General features: G+C 73.2%; 14 protein-coding genes. 2 read left to right on the top strand and 12 right to left on the bottom strand.

Annotated features, from left to right (window positions below; genetic code table 11):
- The first annotated feature begins 114 nt into the window (after positions 1-114).
- Positions 115-681, top strand: a complete 567-nt coding sequence (locus ACIP4P_RS11090) for a hypothetical protein (protein WP_350511511.1) — start codon at positions 115-117, stop codon at positions 679-681.
- Between the two features lie 8 nt (positions 682-689).
- Here the strand turns inward: ACIP4P_RS11090 and ACIP4P_RS11085 are convergent, their stop codons facing one another.
- From ACIP4P_RS11085 to glmS, 6 genes are all read right to left on the bottom strand, one after another.
- Positions 690-884 carry a hypothetical protein gene (locus ACIP4P_RS11085; protein ID WP_400916868.1) on the bottom strand — a complete coding sequence of 65 codons (195 nt, stop codon included), beginning with the start codon at positions 882-884 and terminating at the stop codon, positions 690-692.
- Positions 885-1,050: 166 nt separating this feature from the next.
- Positions 1,051-1,545, bottom strand: coding sequence for a tRNA (adenosine(37)-N6)-threonylcarbamoyltransferase complex ATPase subunit type 1 TsaE (gene tsaE, locus ACIP4P_RS11080; protein ID WP_400916866.1), 495 nt, complete (start codon positions 1,543-1,545; stop codon positions 1,051-1,053).
- 146 nt (positions 1,546-1,691) lie between these two features.
- On the bottom strand, positions 1,692-2,966 hold the full coding sequence (locus ACIP4P_RS11075) for an alpha/beta fold hydrolase (protein ID WP_400916864.1): 1,275 nt from the start codon (positions 2,964-2,966) through the stop codon (positions 1,692-1,694).
- Complete coding sequence (alr, locus tag ACIP4P_RS11070; protein ID WP_400916862.1) at positions 2,963-4,162, bottom strand: alanine racemase; 1,200 nt, start codon at positions 4,160-4,162, stop codon at positions 2,963-2,965. Before alr ends, ACIP4P_RS11075 begins: the two co-directional genes overlap by 4 nt.
- Before the next feature lie 183 nt (positions 4,163-4,345).
- Positions 4,346-5,821, bottom strand: a complete 1,476-nt coding sequence (locus ACIP4P_RS11065) for an NAD(P)H-hydrate dehydratase (RefSeq protein ID WP_400916860.1) — start codon at positions 5,819-5,821, stop codon at positions 4,346-4,348.
- Positions 5,822-6,220: 399 nt separating this feature from the next.
- Positions 6,221-8,077: a glutamine--fructose-6-phosphate transaminase (isomerizing) gene (gene glmS, locus ACIP4P_RS11060; protein ID WP_400916858.1), complete on the bottom strand. Its 1,857-nt coding sequence runs from the start codon at positions 8,075-8,077 to the stop codon at positions 6,221-6,223.
- A 108-nt stretch (positions 8,078-8,185) separates the two neighbouring features.
- Here glmS and coaA point away from each other — a divergent pair, with 108 nt between their 5' ends.
- Positions 8,186-9,181: a type I pantothenate kinase gene (gene coaA, locus ACIP4P_RS11055; RefSeq protein WP_350511306.1), complete on the top strand. Its 996-nt coding sequence runs from the start codon at positions 8,186-8,188 to the stop codon at positions 9,179-9,181.
- Positions 9,182-9,241: 60 nt separating this feature from the next.
- Here coaA and glmM read toward each other — a convergent pair whose 3' ends face one another.
- The 6 genes from glmM to rplQ form a co-directional block, all read right to left on the bottom strand.
- A complete protein-coding gene (gene glmM, locus ACIP4P_RS11050; protein WP_400916856.1) occupies positions 9,242-10,606 on the bottom strand; it encodes a phosphoglucosamine mutase in 1,365 nt (454 codons plus the stop codon).
- Positions 10,607-10,768: 162 nt separating this feature from the next.
- Complete coding sequence (gene rpsI / locus ACIP4P_RS11045; RefSeq protein ID WP_350503556.1) at positions 10,769-11,278, bottom strand: 30S ribosomal protein S9; 510 nt, start codon at positions 11,276-11,278, stop codon at positions 10,769-10,771.
- Between the two features lie 45 nt (positions 11,279-11,323).
- Positions 11,324-11,767, bottom strand: coding sequence for a 50S ribosomal protein L13 (gene rplM, locus ACIP4P_RS11040; RefSeq protein WP_063348980.1), 444 nt, complete (start codon positions 11,765-11,767; stop codon positions 11,324-11,326).
- Positions 11,768-11,999: 232 nt separating this feature from the next.
- The gene (locus ACIP4P_RS11035) at positions 12,000-13,658 is read right to left on the bottom strand and encodes an ABC-F family ATP-binding cassette domain-containing protein (RefSeq protein WP_400916853.1); all 1,659 of its coding nucleotides are present in this window, start codon (positions 13,656-13,658) and stop codon (positions 12,000-12,002) included.
- 41 nt (positions 13,659-13,699) lie between these two features.
- On the bottom strand, positions 13,700-14,611 hold the full coding sequence (truA, locus tag ACIP4P_RS11030; protein ID WP_400916851.1) for a tRNA pseudouridine(38-40) synthase TruA: 912 nt from the start codon (positions 14,609-14,611) through the stop codon (positions 13,700-13,702).
- A 79-nt stretch (positions 14,612-14,690) separates the two neighbouring features.
- Positions 14,691-15,158 carry a 50S ribosomal protein L17 gene (gene rplQ / locus ACIP4P_RS11025; protein ID WP_350511310.1) on the bottom strand — a complete coding sequence of 156 codons (468 nt, stop codon included), beginning with the start codon at positions 15,156-15,158 and terminating at the stop codon, positions 14,691-14,693.
- Positions 15,159-15,282: the final 124 nt, after the last annotated feature.

The following is a 15,282-nucleotide window of genomic DNA, read 5'->3' as shown; positions in this document are numbered from 1 at the left end:
CTGGTGTCCCCATTCGGAACACACGTACTGGGCGCTGCCGACCCGCCCGGGGGACCTGGCACGATAAGGGCGGTACGAACAGCGGACGGCGGCGGGAGCGGGCACGTGGCGAAGATGGGTCCTGGAGTGGTGGTCACGGGGTTGACCCTGGGGGCCCTGGCGGTGGTGAGCCTGCTGGCCTTCCAGGCCAACGGTGCGCAGGACCGCGCCGGCGGAACCCGCCCGACCGTCGCCTCGACGACCACCGGCCCGGCCGCCTCGGCCACGCCGAGTGCCTCCGCCACCCCGACCGTGCCGCCGCTGCCGGCCACCTCGGGCAGCGGCACCAGGGTGGTCTACTCGGCCGGCAGCCACTTCGTCTGGCTGGTCGACCCGAAGAAGAACCCGCAGGTCGCGGCCGCCTTCCCGGTCACTCCGGGCTCGATCGAGCCCACCCCGGGCAGCTACTCGGTGTACAGCCGCACCCAGACCGCCACCGGGACCGACGGCAAGCAGATCGAACACGTGGTGCGGTTCGCCCAGCAGAACGGCGTGGTGTTCGGCTTCAGCGCGGCACTGGACGGCGCCACCCCGACCGCCGACCCGAAGACCAAGACCGGCGGCATCCGCAGCGGTCGCGCCGACGGGCAGCTGCTCTGGGACTTCGCGCCGAACGGCACCAAGGTGGTCGTGGTCGCCTGAGCCGGGCGCTACGCGGCCCGGGGCGTCCCCGCCTCGGGCTCCTCGGCCTGCCGGGGTGCCGGTTCGGGCGGGGTGGACACCGCCTCGGCGGCCGCGCAGGCGGCCAGCAGCGCCCGCATCGGCTCTCCCGGAGCGCGGCGGACGGACTCTCCGGCCCCGGCGGTGCGCGTGGCACGCTCCGGGGCGGGGGTGGTGCTCGACATGGCGCCTCCCTAGTTAGGCAGACCTAACCGCAGCACCCATCCCACCACGCCCGGCACCCCGCCCGCAACACCTTGCCGACAGCCTGTCGGCAAAACGGTGGAACCCGATCGACTACTCGCCCGCTCGCCTCCGGGGCGCTCGGGGCGATTGGTACGGCGGTGCGGCTCAGGCCAGCTCCGCCAGTTCCACGCCCGTCCAGCGCTCGCCGATGCCGACCAGCACCACCCGGCGCGGGTCGTGGTCCTCCCCGGCCGTGTCGCCGATCGCCCGCTCGATCCGCACCTCCAGCCGGTCCTCGGACAGCCGCTCGACCTTGCCCTCGCCCCACTCGACCACGACCACCGACTCCGGCAGCGAGACGTCCAGGTCGAGGTCCTCCATCTCGTCCAGGTCCCCGCCCAGCCGGTACGCGTCCACGTGCACCAGGGCCGGCCCGCCGACCAGCGAGGGGTGCACCCGGGCGATCACGAAGGTCGGCGAGGTCACCGCGCCGCGGACCTGCAGCCCCTCCCCCAGGCCGCGGGTCAGCGTGGTCTTCCCCGCCCCCAGCTCGCCGGAGAGCAGCACCAGGTCACCCGGCCGCAGCAGCGCGGCCAGCTCCCGGCCGAGCCGGCCCATCCGGTCCGGAGTGGGGACGGTCAGAGTGGCGTGCGAGCCCATGCGCGTGTCTTGCCCTTCGGTCCGGAGCGGCGCGCCGACCACCGGCCGCCACCGCTACGGTGCCACATCGCCGCACCCCGCCGCCGCGCCCGGGGGTTCGGGCGGGCCGCGGGCTGGGTCTCAGCACCGGGCCTGCGGACGCGGCCTCAGGCCGGATCGACGGCCGTGGCCCCGGACGGGTCCCCGGACGCCTCCCCGGACGGGTCCGCAGCCGGCGGTTCATCGGCGAGTTCCAGGACGGCGGGCGGCAGCGGCGCGGCGCCCGCGAAGTCGGCGGCCCGGCGCAGCAGCAGCGCCAGCTCGTGGTCGACCAGCTCCGGGCGCTCCAGCAGCACCAGGTGCCCGGCGCCCTCGACCAGGACGAGTTCGGCGCCCGGCAGCCGCTCCGCCATCGCCTCGCTGTGCGCGGAGGGCGTCAGCAGGTCCTTCGTCCCCGCCAGCACCAGGGCCGGCAGGCCGCGCAGGGCGGCCAGCGCCCCGAACTTCTCGTGCGCGCCGAACACCGGGTAGAACTCGGCGACCACGTCGATCGGGGTGGCGTCCAGCAGCTGTTCGGCGAAGCGCACCACGCCGGGGTCGACGTCCCGGCTCCCGAAGGAGAACCTCCGGTAGAAGACCGCGGCCACCTCCGAACCGAGCCGCCGGCTCGCCTCCACCAGCTCGACCTGACGGCCGAGCAGCTTCACCACCCCGGGCGCGACCTTCTTGAACAGCTTGGCCCCGGCCTTCGGCAGACCGAGGCTCACCTCGTTCCAGTCCCCCGCCAGGGTGCCGATCAGCGCGACCCCGGCGACCCTCTCCCGGAACAGCTCCGGATGCTGGTCCGCCAGCGCCATCACCGTCATGCCGCCCATCGAATGGCCCACCAGCACCAGCGGCCCGGTCGGCGCGACCGCGTCGATCACCGCCTTGAGGTCGCCGCCCAGCTGGTCGATGCCGGCCGGCTCGCCCGCCAGGTACGAGCGGGAGCGCTCGGAGCGGCCGTGGCTGCGCTGGTCCCAGAAGACCAGTCGCAGGCCCTCGCGCAGCGCCGCCCGCTGGAAGTGCCAGCTGTCCTGGTTGAGGCAGTAGCCGTGGCTGAACACCACGGTCAGCGGCTCCGCGGAGCCGGCGGCCCGCCCGGTGTCCTCCCAGCCGGTGCCGTCCAGCTCGACGTACAGCTCGGTGCCGTCCGGCGCGGCCACCGTCCGCGGGCGCCCGCGCAGCGAACCGTACGGCGCGGCCGCGTCCAGCTCGGCCCGGGCCCGGCGGCGCATCGCCCGGCCGACGGTCAGCCGTTCGATCGCGACGCCCGCGGCCGCACCGGCCGCCAGCACGCCGACCGAGATCCCGATCACGCCGGCCCGGCTCACCCCGGAGGCCGCGTCGGCCGCCTTGGCCACCGCCGCGACCGGGTTGCCGCCGCCCGGCGTGTCGGTCATGCCGTGCGACCCCCGTCGTGGCCGCCGCCCAGGTAGCGGCGGGGCACCCGGGCGCCGATCCGGGTGATGATCTCGTACGAGATGGTGCCGCAGGCCCGGGCCCAGTCCTCGGCGGTCGGCTCGCCCTGCTCGCCGTTGCCGAACAGCAGCACCTCGTCGCCGACCTCGGGGGTGTCACCGCCCAGGTCCACCACGAACTGGTCCATCGCCACCCGGCCGGCCACCGTGCGCCACTTGCCGCCGATCTGCACCGGGCCGGTGCCGCTGGCGTGCCGCGGGACGCCGTCGCCGTAGCCGAGCGGGACCAGGCCCAGCGTGGTCGGGCCGGGCGTCACGTAGTGGTGGCCGTAGCTGACCCCGTGCCCGCCGGGGACGTGCTTGACCAGCGCCAGCCGGGCGGACAGCGACATCACCGGGCGCAGCCCGAAGTCGGCCGGGGAACCCACCTCGGGCACCGGCGACAGCCCGTACGCGGCCAGGCCGGTGCGGACCAGGTCGAAGTGCGACTCGGGCAGCAGCAGGGTTGCCGGGGAGTTCGCGAGGTGCCGCACCTCCGGGCGCACCCCGGCGGCCTCGGCCTGTGCCAACGCGACGCGGTAGGAGTCCAGCTGGGCCTGGATCGACGGGTGGCCGGGCTCGTCGGCGGCGGCGAAGTGCGACCAGATCCCGACGACCTCCAGCAGCCCCCCGACCTCGGCGCGCCGCGCCTCGGCCAGCAGCTCCGGCCAGTCGTGCGGCTGGCAGCCGTTGCGACCGAGGCCGGTGTCGGCCTTCAGGTGCACCCGGGCCGGCACGCCGGTCTCCCGAACGGCCGTCAGCAGCTCCTCCAGCGCCCACCGGCCGCTGATCGAGATGTCCAGGTCCGCGCGCAGCGCCTCTCGCCACGGCCCGCCGGGCGTCCACAGCCAGCACAGGATCCGGGCCTGCTCCGGGCGGATGCCCCCGGCGCGCAGCGCCAGCGCCTCCTCGGGCGTCGCGCAACCGAGCCAGCCGACCCCGTTCGCGACCGCCTCGCGGGCGCACGCGACCGCGCCGTGGCCATAGGCGTCCGCCTTGACCGCGAGCATCACCGCCGAGCTCCCGACGCGCTCGCGCAGGGCAGCGAGGTTGCCGCGCAGGGCGGCGAGATCGATGGTCGCCTCGGCCCGTACGCCGTCGGTGAGGGTGGCCGTGCCGGTCGTGTTCGCAGTTGTCATCAGGGTCAGTCTCCCAGACGTCCCGGAGTCCTCGCCGAACGGCCCGGCTGCGCGGCGGTCCGCGCCACGGCCTCCCGCACCCCGCCGACCTGCGGTGGACGGCCCGTTCGCCCTGGGAAGGACGCGGCGAACGGACGTTCCGGTTCCGCCCGCCCGGCGCGCCCCAAGGCCGTCCGGCGCGCCCTACGACCGTCGGACCGCCCGCCAGACCTCCGGCAGCGCCTCCGCCACCGCGAGCGCCGTCACCGGCGCGCCCGGGTCGCCCGCCGCCTCCCGGCCCGCCAACCCGTGCAGGTAGGCGGCCACCGAGGCGGCGTCCAGCGGGGACAGGCCGGCCGCCAGCAGGGAGCCGGCCAGACCGGCCAGCACGTCCCCGCTGCCCGCGGTGGCGAGCCAGGAGGTGCCGGTGGGGTTCACCCGGACGGCCCCGCCCGGGTCGGCGACCACGGTGGTGGAGCCCTTCAGCAGCACGGTGGCCCGGTACCCGGCGGCCAGTCGGCGGGCGGTGGCCAGCCGGGCCGCGGCCAGGTCGTCGGCGGCCGGCGGCGGGGTGCCCTCGGCGCCGGCCAGCAGCCGGGCCGCCTCCCCGGTGTGCGGGGTGAGCAGGGTGGGCGCGGTCCGGCCGGCCAGTGCGGACGGGCCGAGCCGGCCCAGTTCGGTCAGCCCGTCCGCGTCCACCAGCACCGGGACGTCGCTCGCCAGCGCCTCGGTCAGCGCCTGCCGCGCCCCCTCGCCGCCGCCCGGCCCGACCACCCAGGCCTGCACCCGGCCGGCCCCGGCCGGGCCGCCCTCGGTGACCAGCGTCTCCGGGAAGCGCCGCACCACCTCCTCGGCCGCCGTGCCGACGTACCGGACGGCGCCCGCACCCCCGCGCAGCGCCCCGGCGACCGCCAGCAGCGCCGCCCCCGGGTACCGCGCCGAACCGGCCGCCACCCCGACCACGCCGCGCCGGTACTTGTCGCTCTCCGCGCCCGGCAGCGGCAGCAGCCCCGCCACGTCCGCGTGCTGCAGGGCCGTCACCTCCGGCGCCGGCGGCTCCAGCCCGATGTCCACCAGCTGCACGGCGCCCGCGTACTCGGCGCCCGGATCGATCAGCAGCCCGGGCTTGTGGGTGCCGAAGCAGACCGTGACGTCCGCGCGCAGCGCCTCGCCGGGCACCTCGCCGCTGTCGGCCTCGACCCCGCTGGGCAGGTCCACCGCGACCACCACCCCGCGCCGCCCGGCCCGGGCGTACGGCACCGCTTCCGGACGCAGCCCGCCCCGGCCGCCGATCCCGACGATCCCGTCCAGCACCAGGTCCGCGCGCGAGAAGTCGGCCAGGCCGACCTCCTGTTCCGCCGTCACCCGTCCGCCCGCCGCCCGCAACGCCGCCAGCCCACCCGGATGCGTCTTCCCGGGCGCCAGCAGCACCGCGGTCACCCGCGCCCCGCGCCGCGCCAGCGCCGCACCGGCGTACAGGGCGTCACCCCCGTTGTCCCCGCTGCCCGCCAGCACCGTCACCCGGCTGCCGTACACCCGCCCCCGACGCCGGATCAGCAACCGCGCACAGGTCGCCGCCAACCCGGCGGCCGCCCGCTGCATCAGCGTGCCCTCCGGCAACCGTGCCATCAGCTCGGCCTCGGCGGCCCGGACGACGTCCACAGGGTGTGCATGACGCATGGGGAGAACTCCTTCTGCAGTCGGCCGGTACCGGACCCGGCCACGCTTTCGGGTGACCCTCCATCGATCCCCCACCGGCCCCGGTCCGTACGCCTACGTTGTCGCGCGTGGACATCCTCCAGGCGTTCCTGCGCCTTCACGTGCCCCAGGGCTGCAAGATCGAACTCTTCGAGCTCTGGCAGGAGATCGTCGTGAGCGCGCCCGAGGACGGCGCGCACCAGGACGCGGTCGCAGCGAGGAGCAGGTCACGCTGTTCACCGACCCCATGGGCGAGGACTGCACCACTCGCACCAAGGTCCCCTTCGGCGAGCCCGTCGAGCTCCCCGCCCCGTTCTCCTTCACGCTCGACACGGCACCCCTGCGGTAGGGCACAGCCACCGCAGGGGCGCCGAGCGCGCATTACTCGACGGTGACCGACTTCGCCAGGTTGCGCGGCTGGTCGACCTCGTGGCCCTTGGCCGTGGCCAGCTCGCAGGCGAAGACCTGCAGCGGGACGGTGGAGACCAGCGGCTGGAGCAGGGTCGGGGTGGCCGGGATGCGGATCAGGTGGTCCGCGTACGGCGCGACCGCCTCGTCGCCCTCCTCGGCGATCACGATGGTGCGGGCGCCGCGGGCCCGGATCTCCTGGATGTTGGAGACGATCTTGTCGTGCAGGATCGACCGCCCGCGCGGCGAGGGCACGACCACCACGACCGGCAGCCCCTCCTCGATCAGCGCGATCGGGCCGTGCTTGAGCTCGCCCGCCGCGAAGCCCTCGGCGTGCATGTAGGCGAGCTCCTTGAGCTTGAGCGCGCCCTCCAGGGCCACCGGGAAGCCGACGTGGCGGCCGAGGAACAGCACCGAGCGGGCGTCGGCCAGCGAACGGGCCAGCTCGCGCACCGGCTCCATGGTCTCCAGCACCTGCTCGACCTGCTTCGGCGCGTCGCCGAGCTCGCGGATGATGGTGAAGATCTCGTCGCCCCACTTGGTGCCGCGCACCTGGCCCAGGTAGAGGGCGACCAGGTAGCAGGCGACCAGCTGGGTGAGGAACGCCTTGGTGGACGCGACCGCGACCTCCGGCCCGGCGTGGGTGTACAGCACCGCGTCCGACTCGCGCGGGATGGTGGAGCCGTTGGTGTTGCAGATCGCCAGCACCTTGGCGCCCTGCTCCCGGGCGTGCCGCAGGGCCATCAGGGTGTCCATGGTCTCGCCGGACTGCGAGATGGCGATGACCAGCGTGCCGGGGCCCATGATCGGGTCGCGGTAGCGGAACTCCGAGGCGACCTCGACCTCGCAGGGGATGCGGGTCCAGTGCTCGATCGCGTACTTGGCGATCATGCCCGCGTGGAACGCGGTGCCGCAGGCGACGATGACGACCTTGTCGACCGACCGCAGGTCGGCGTCGGAGATGCGCAGCTCGTCGAGGGTGAGCCGACCGTCGGTGCCGATCCGGCCGAGCAGGGTGTCGGCGACGGCCTTCGGCTGCTCGGCGATCTCCTTGAGCATGAAGTAGTCGTAGCCGCCCTTCTCGGCGGCGGAGGCGTCCCAGTCGACGTGGTACTCGCGCACCTCGGCCGGGGTGCCGTCGAAGTTCGTGACGGTCACGCCCTCCCGGCGCAGCTCGACGACCTGGTCCTGGCCCAGCTCGATCGCCTCGCGGGTGTGCGCGATGAAGGCGGCGACGTCCGAGGCGAGGAAGTTCTCGCCCTCACCGCGGCCCACCACCAGCGGCGAGTTGCGGCGGGCGCCGATCACCACGTCGGGCGCGTCCGCGTGCACGGCGACCAGGGTGAAGGCGCCGTCCAGTCGGCGGCAGACCACTCGCATGGCCTCGGCCAGGTCGCCCTGGTACGCCTCGCCCAGCAGGTGGGCGACGACCTCGGTGTCGGTCTCGGACCGGAGGGTGTGGCCGCGTTCGGCGATCTCGGCCCGCAGCTGGGCGAAGTTCTCGATGATGCCGTTGTGGACGACGGCCACCCGGCGGTCGTCGTCCAGATGGGGGTGGGCGTTGGCGTCCGTCGGGCCGCCGTGGGTGGCCCAGCGGGTGTGGCCGATGCCGGTGGTGCCGCCGGGCAGAGGGGACTCGGCGAGCGACTTCTCCAGGTTGGCGAGCTTGCCCGCCCGCTTGTCCGTGACGAGACTCCACTGCCCTTGGGAGTCCTCCACCTGCACCGCGACACCGGCCGAGTCGTAGCCCCGGTACTCCAGTCGCTGCAGGCCAGCGATTACTACGTCGAGGGCGGACTGCGCGCCCACGTATCCAACAATTCCGCACATGCGTGCCAGCATAAGGGCGGTTCTGTGGCCGTATTCCCGGCTTTCCCGTCCCGCGCGAACGCTGCGTGACCGACACCACAGCCACCGTGAACACCACGACGGCTCACAATGGAGCATGTGCTGACCGAACTCTGTACACGGGGCGCCGCCACGCCCGGCCCGTCCCCGTCCCCCTACGTGGACCTCAGCCGGGCCGAGTGGAGCGCGCTGCGCGAGCGTACGCCGCTACCGCTGACCGCCGAGGAGGTGGAGCAGCTGCGCGGCCTCGGTACGGCCCTCGACCTGGACGAGGTCCGCGACGTCTACCTGCCGCTCTCCCGGCTGCTGAACCTGTACATCCACGCCACGCACGAACTGCGCGGCGCGCTGGGCACCTTCCTGGACACCCCGGACACCGAGCGCACCCGCACCCCGTTCATCATCGGCGTGGCCGGCTCGGTCGCCGTCGGCAAGTCCACCACCGCCCGCCTGCTCCAGGCCCTGCTGGCCCGCTGGCCCGAGCACCCCCGGGTCGAACTGGTCACCACCGACGGCTTCCTGCTGCCCAACGCCGAGCTGCGCCGCCGGGGCCTGATGGCCCGCAAGGGCTTCCCCGAGTCGTACGACCGCCGGGCGCTGATGCGCTTCGTCGCGGACGTGAAGGCGGGCAAGGAGCTGGTCACCGCGCCGGTGTACTCGCACCTGGTGTACGACATCGTGCCGGACCAGCGGCTGACCGTGGAGCGCCCGGACATCCTGATCGTCGAGGGGCTGAACGTGCTCCAGCCGGCCCTGCCCGGCACCGACGGCCGCACCCGGCTCGCGGTGGCCGACTACTTCGACTTCTCGATCTACGTCGACGCCCGCACCGACGACATCGAGCACTGGTACCTGGACCGCTTCCGCAAGCTGCGGCAGACCGCCTTCCAGGACCCGAACTCCTACTTCCGCCGCTTCACCGAGGTGCCGGAGGAGGAGGCGATGGAGTACGGCCGCCAGGTCTGGCGCACCATCAACAAGCCCAACCTGCTGGAGAACGTGCTGCCCACCCGCGGCCGGGCCACCCTCGTCCTGCAGAAGGGCGCGGACCACAAGGTCCGCCGGGCGCTGCTGCGCAAGCTCTGACCGCCGGGCACGCGCGAGAGGCCCCCGCCGTGGCGGGGGCCTCTCGCGCGTGCCGGGGGCTCAGCCCAGGTGGGTGCGCACCGCCTCGGCCAGGCGCTGCCCGACCGTCTCGGCCTGCGCCGGGTCGGCGGCCTCGACCATGACCCGGACCAGCGGCTCGGTGCCGGAGGGGCGCAGCAGCACCCGGCCGGTGGAGCCCAGCTCGGTCTCGGCGGCGGCGACCGCGGCGGCCAGCTCGGTGCTGGTCCGCACCCGGCTCTTGTCGACGCCCTTGACGTTGATCAGCACCTGCGGCAGCCGGGTCATCACGGCGGCCAGGTCGGCCAGCGGCTGCTTGGTGGCGGCCAGTCGGGCGCCCAGCATCAGGCCGGTGAGGGTGCCGTCGCCGGTGGTGGCGTGGTCCAGCAGGATGACGTGGCCGGACTGCTCGCCGCCGAGCGCGAAGCCGTGCTCCTTCATGGCCTCCAGCACGTAGCGGTCGCCGACGGCGGTCTCCACCAGGTCGATGCCCTCGCGCTCCATCGCCAGCTTGAAGCCGAGGTTGGACATCACGGTGGCGACCGCGGTGTTGCGGCGCAGGGTGCCGGCCTCCTTCATGGCGACCGCGAGGATGGCGATGATCTGGTCGCCGTCCACCTCGTCGCCCTCGGCGTCGGCGGCCAGGCAGCGGTCGGCGTCCCCGTCCAGGGCGATGCCGAGGTCGGCCCGGTACTCCTTCATCGCGTCGCGCAGCCGGTCGAGGTGGGTGGAGCCGACGCCGTCGTTGATGTTGAGGCCGGTGGGCTCGGCACCCAGGGTGTGGACGACCTCGGCGCCGGCCCGGGCGAAGGCCTCGGGGGCGACGTACGCGGCCGCGCCGTGGGCGCCGTCGATGACGACCCGGATGCCGTCCAGGCGGTTGGGCAGCACGCCGATCAGGTGGGCGACGTACTTGTCGAAGCCCTCGGTGTACTCGCGGACCCGGCCGACGGCGGCGCCGGTCGGGCGGTTCCAGTCCTCGCCGCCCACCGTGTGCTTGCGGTAGTGGGCCTCGATCGCGTCCTCGATCCGGTCGTCCAGCTTGTGGCCGCCGCGGGCGAGGAACTTGATGCCGTTGTCCGGCATGGCGTTGTGGCTGGCGGACAGCATCACGCCGAAGTCGGCGCCGAGCGCGCCGGTGAGGTAGGCCACGGCGGGGGTGGGCAGCACGCCGACCCGGAGCACGTCGACGCCGGAGCTCGCCAGGCCGGCGATGACCGCGGCCTCCAGGAACTCACCCGAGGCACGGGGGTCACGGCCGACCACCGCGACCGGCCGGTGCCCGTCGAAGGCGCCGGCCTCGCCGAGCACGTGGGAGGCCGCGACCGACAGGCCGAGCGCCAGCTCCGCCGTCAGGCCCTCGTTGGCCACACCGCGTACGCCGTCCGTACCGAAGAGTCGTCCCACTGTCCCGTCCTCCATCACCATGCTCGGAACCCACCGTTGATCCCGGCCGCCGCACGTTAGCCGGGGAACACGTCGCCCCGGAGTACACGAGGTACTCCGGGGCGACGGTTTGCGCAACCAGGGGGTGCACCGCCAGGGCGGACCGCACCCCCCGGGGTGCGACTAGCGCTTGCTGTACTGCGGCGCCTTGCGGGCCTTCTTGAGACCGGCCTTCTTGCGCTCGACGGCGCGGGCGTCACGCATCAGGAAGCCGGCCTTCTTGAGGGCGGCGCGGTTGTTGTCCACGTCGGCCTCGTTCAGGGCGCGGGCCACGCCGAGGCGCAGCGCGTAGGCCTGACCGGAGACGCCGCCACCGCTGATGCGGGCGACGACGTCGTAACGGCCGTCCAGCTCCAGGAGCTTGAAGGGCTCGTTGACGGTCTGCTGGTGCACCTTGTTCGGGAAGTAACCCTCAAGGGTGCGACCGTTGATCTTCCACTGGCCCGTGCCGGGGACGATGCGCACGCGGGCGATCGCCTCCTTGCGACGGCCGAGGCCGGCGCCCGGGGTGGCCTCGCCGAAGCGGCCGGCCAGCGACTCGGAGGTGTAGCTCTCCTCGGAGGTGTACTCGCCCTCGACGGCCTCAACGGCCTCGTCGAAGTCGACCTCAAGGGTTTCAGTGGTCTCGGCCACGATGTTCCTCAGCTCTTTTCAGTGTTGGGGGGCTTGGTGGCCGAATTACTGCGCGACCTGGGTGATCTCGAACGGCACCGGCTGCTGGGCAGCGTGGGGGTGCTGGTCGCCCGAGTAGACCTTCAGCTTGGAGAGCATCTGGCGGCCCAGGCTGTTCTTGGGGATCATGCCCTTGATGGCCTTCTCGACGGCCTTCTCCGGGTTGTTCGCCAGCAGGTCGTCGTAGCGCACCGAGCGCAGACCGCCCGGGAAGCCCGAGTGGCGGTAGGCCAGCTTCTGGGTCTTCTTGTTACCGGACAGGTGCACCTTGTCGGCGTTGATGATGATGACGAAGTCACCAGTGTCAACGTGCGGCGCGTAGATCGCCTTGTGCTTACCCCGGAGGAGGTTGGCGGCCTGGGAGGCCAGGCGGCCGAGCACGACGTCGTTCGCGTCGATGACGTGCCACTGACGCTGGACGTCGCCGGGCTTGGGGCTGTACGTACGCACGGTCGTAGCCTTCGCTTTTCAGTGAGTGAGTCCTGACAGGAGCACCCGGACGGAAGAGCAGCCTGATCACCCTTGGACGCAATTCAAGGGGGACCGCTGGTCGTCGACCTGATGTCTCCGGCGTACCGACCTCTCACGTGAGATAGAGCGAGCCAATACGCACATCAAGCGTCCAGGTTACCGGGCGGGCGGGAAGCGGTCAAAAATCGCTCGGCTCCCACCCGCCCGTCACTCAGCGTTCGCGTTCCACCCGGGTGACGTCCCAGACCGGCTCGGCCGACTCGAAGACCCGGCCGTCCGCGCCGAACACCAGGAAGCGGTCGAAGGTCTTGGCGAACCAGCGGTCGTGGGTGACGCACAGCACCGTGCCGTCGAAGGCCTCCAGCCCGGACTGCAGCGCCTCGGCGCTCTCCAGGTCCAGGTTGTCGGTCGGCTCGTCGAGCAACAGGGCCGTCACGCCGGAGAGTTCGAGCTTGAGGATCATCAGTCGGGCCTGCTGCCCACCGGACAGCGACTCGAACTTCTGCTCCTCCTGGCGGTCCAGCTCGTACCGGCGCAGCGCGCCCATCGCGGCACCGCGACTGAGCGCGTGCTCCTCCTCGATGATCGAGCGGACCGTCCGGCCGAACAGCTCCGGGTGGGCGTGGGTCTGCCGGAAGTGGCCGGGCACGACCCGGGCGCCGAGCTTCCAGTCGCCGGAGTGCGCGACCGTGGTGTCCCCCGCGAGCAGCCGCAGCAGGTGCGACTTGCCGGCCCCGTTGGCACCCAGCACCGCGACCCGCTCGCCGTAGAAGACCTCCAGGTCGAAGGGCTGCATCAGGCCGGTCAGCTCCAGCCGCTCCATGGTGAAGGCGCGCACACCGGTGCGGCCGCCCTTGAGCCGCATGGTGATGCTCTGCTCGCGCGGCGGCGCCTCCGGCGGGCCGGCGTCCTCGAACTTCTTCAGCCTGGTCTGGGCGGCCGCGTAGCGGGAGGCCATCTCGTGGCTGACCGCCGCGGCCTGGCGCAGGGTGACGACCAGCTTCTTGAGCTTGGCGTGCTCCTCGTCCCAGCGGCGGCGCAGCTCCTCGAAGCGCTCGAAGCGGGCCTTGCGGGCCTCGTGGAAGGTGTCGAAGCCGCCGCCGTGCACCCAGACGCTGCTGCCGGTGCCGCCGGACTCGACGCTGATGATCTTGTCGGCGGTGCGGGAGAGCAGCTCGCGGTCGTGCGAGATGAACAGGACGGTCTTCGAGGTGGCCTTGATGGCCTCCTCCAGCCAGCGCTTGGCCGGGACGTCCAGGTAGTTGTCCGGCTCGTCGAGCAGCAGCACCTCGTCCGGGCCGCGCAGCAGCGCCTCCAGCACCAGCCGCTTCTGCTCACCGCCGGAGAGGGTGTTCAGGCCGCGCCACTGGGCCTTGTCGAAGGGCACCCCGAGGGCCGCCGTGGTGCAGACGTCCCAGTCGGTCTCGTAGTCGTAGCCGCCGACGTCCGCCCAGTCGGAGAGCGCCTGGGCGTAGGCCATCTGCGTCTTCTCGTCGTCCTGGGCGATCATCGCCAGCTCGGCGGCGTCCACCGCCCGGGCCGCCTTGGCGATCCGCTCGGGCGCGACCGAGACCAGCAGGTCGCGCACCGAGGCGTCGGCGGGCAGGGCGCCCGGGGTGGCGGTCTGGTCCTCGCGGCCGGTGGTGCCGACGAACTGGCGCATCACGCCGAGCCCGCCGCTGATCGTGACCGTGCCGCCGTGCGGCTGGATGTCCCCCGCGATCATGCGCAGCAGCGTGGTCTTGCCGGCGCCGTTCGCGCCGACCAGGGCGACCGCGGCGCCCTCGCCGACCCGGAAGGACGCGTCGTCGAACAGCACCCGCCCGTCCGGCAGGTAGTACTCCAGGTGCGAAATCTCGACGTGTCCCATGGAAGGGATTGTCCCAAGCGGACGCCCCCGGCCAAAACGGATTACCCGGCGGCGGGCTGCCCGGGCAGCGTGCGCAGGCGCCGGGCCTGCCGGTTCCGCTCGGCGAGCTGGTCGTCCGGCGGGTAACCGACCTCCTCCAGGGTGAGCCCGTACGGCCGGATCACGTTGACGGCCGAGTTGCGGACCCCGCCGGCCAGCACCTCGCCGGGGAACTCCACCGGCCGGTGCCCGTCGCCGACCAGCAGCATCGCGCCGACCAGCGCCCGGACCATGTTGTGGCAGAAGGCGTCGGCCCGGACGGTGGCGACCGCCAGGGTGCCCTCCTGGCTCGCGTAGCCGTCCACCGGGACGCGGTCCCAGTGCAGCTCCAGCAGGGTGCGGATGGTGGTGGCACCCTCGCGCTTCTTGCAGTACGCGGCGAAGTCGTGCTCGCCGAGCAGCAGCTTCGCGGCCTCGTTCATCCGGTCCACGTCCAGCGGCCGGTCGTGCCAGAGCACGTGCCCGCGCAGCAGCGGGTCGACCCCGCCGGGGTGGTCGGCGACCCGGTAGGCGTACCGGCGCCAGATCGCCGAGAAGCGGGCGTCGAACCCGGCCGGCGCCTCGCCGACCCGGTAGATCCGGACGTCCCCGGGCAGCCGCCCGGCGAGCCGGCGCAGCAGCTTCTCCCGGTGCTCCTCCCACAGCTCGGCCGGCAGGTCGACGTGGGCGACCTGGCCGCGGGCGTGGACGCCGGCGTCGGTGCGGCCGGCCACGGTCAGCGGGAAGAGCTGCTGGCTGCGGGTGACGACCTGCAGCGCGGTCTCGATCTCCTCCTGGACCGTCCGGCGGCCGCCCTTCTGCCGGGCCCAGCCGGAGAACTCGGCGCCCTGGTAGGCGAGGTCCAACCGGACCCGGACACAGCCGTCCGCCGGTCCGTCCTTCACCGGCGGCTGCTCCGCGCAATCGTTGACCACTTGCTCCCGCTCCTACGAATAAGGAACGGGCCCGCTCCCCCATCGCTGGGAGAGCGGGCCCGCATCACACCTGGAGGTGTCAGGCCTGCTCGGCGGCCTCGACCTCGGTGGCCTCGACCTTGGCGTCGGCCTCCTTGACGGCACGCTTGGTGGCGGCCTCGGCCTCACCCACGGCGGTCTGCGCGACGGTCAGCGCCTCGACCAGCTCGATCACGGCCATCGGGGCGTTGTCGCCACGACGGGGACCGATCTTGGTGATACGGGTGTAACCACCCGGGCGGTTCTCGTAGCGCGGCGCGATCTCGGTGAAGAGGGTGTGCAGCACCGAGATGTCGGTGATGGTCTTGCGCACCAGGCGACGGTTGTGGATGTCGCCCTTCTTCGCCTTGGTGATCAGCTTCTCCGCCAGCGGGCGCATCCGACGGGCCTTGGCCTCGGTCGTGGTGATGCGGCCGTACTGGAACAGCTCCCGGCACAGACCGGCGAGCAGCAGCGGCTCGTGGTGCGGGCCGCCGCCGAGGCGGGCACCCTTGGTGGGACGCGGCATGGTGACTCCTTGAATCTCCGACTACGGCCGTATCAGGTACCGCAGCGGGCGTACCGGCACTGTTGCCGGTACGACTTTCCATGACGACGGGGGCGGCTCCGTGGAACCGCCCCCGCGGCCAAAT

The sequence above is a fragment of the Kitasatospora sp. NPDC089509 genome (assembly GCF_044749365.1).
In the GTDB taxonomy this organism is placed as follows: domain Bacteria; phylum Actinomycetota; class Actinomycetes; order Streptomycetales; family Streptomycetaceae; genus Kitasatospora.
This window is presented reverse-complemented; position numbering and strand designations above follow the sequence as displayed.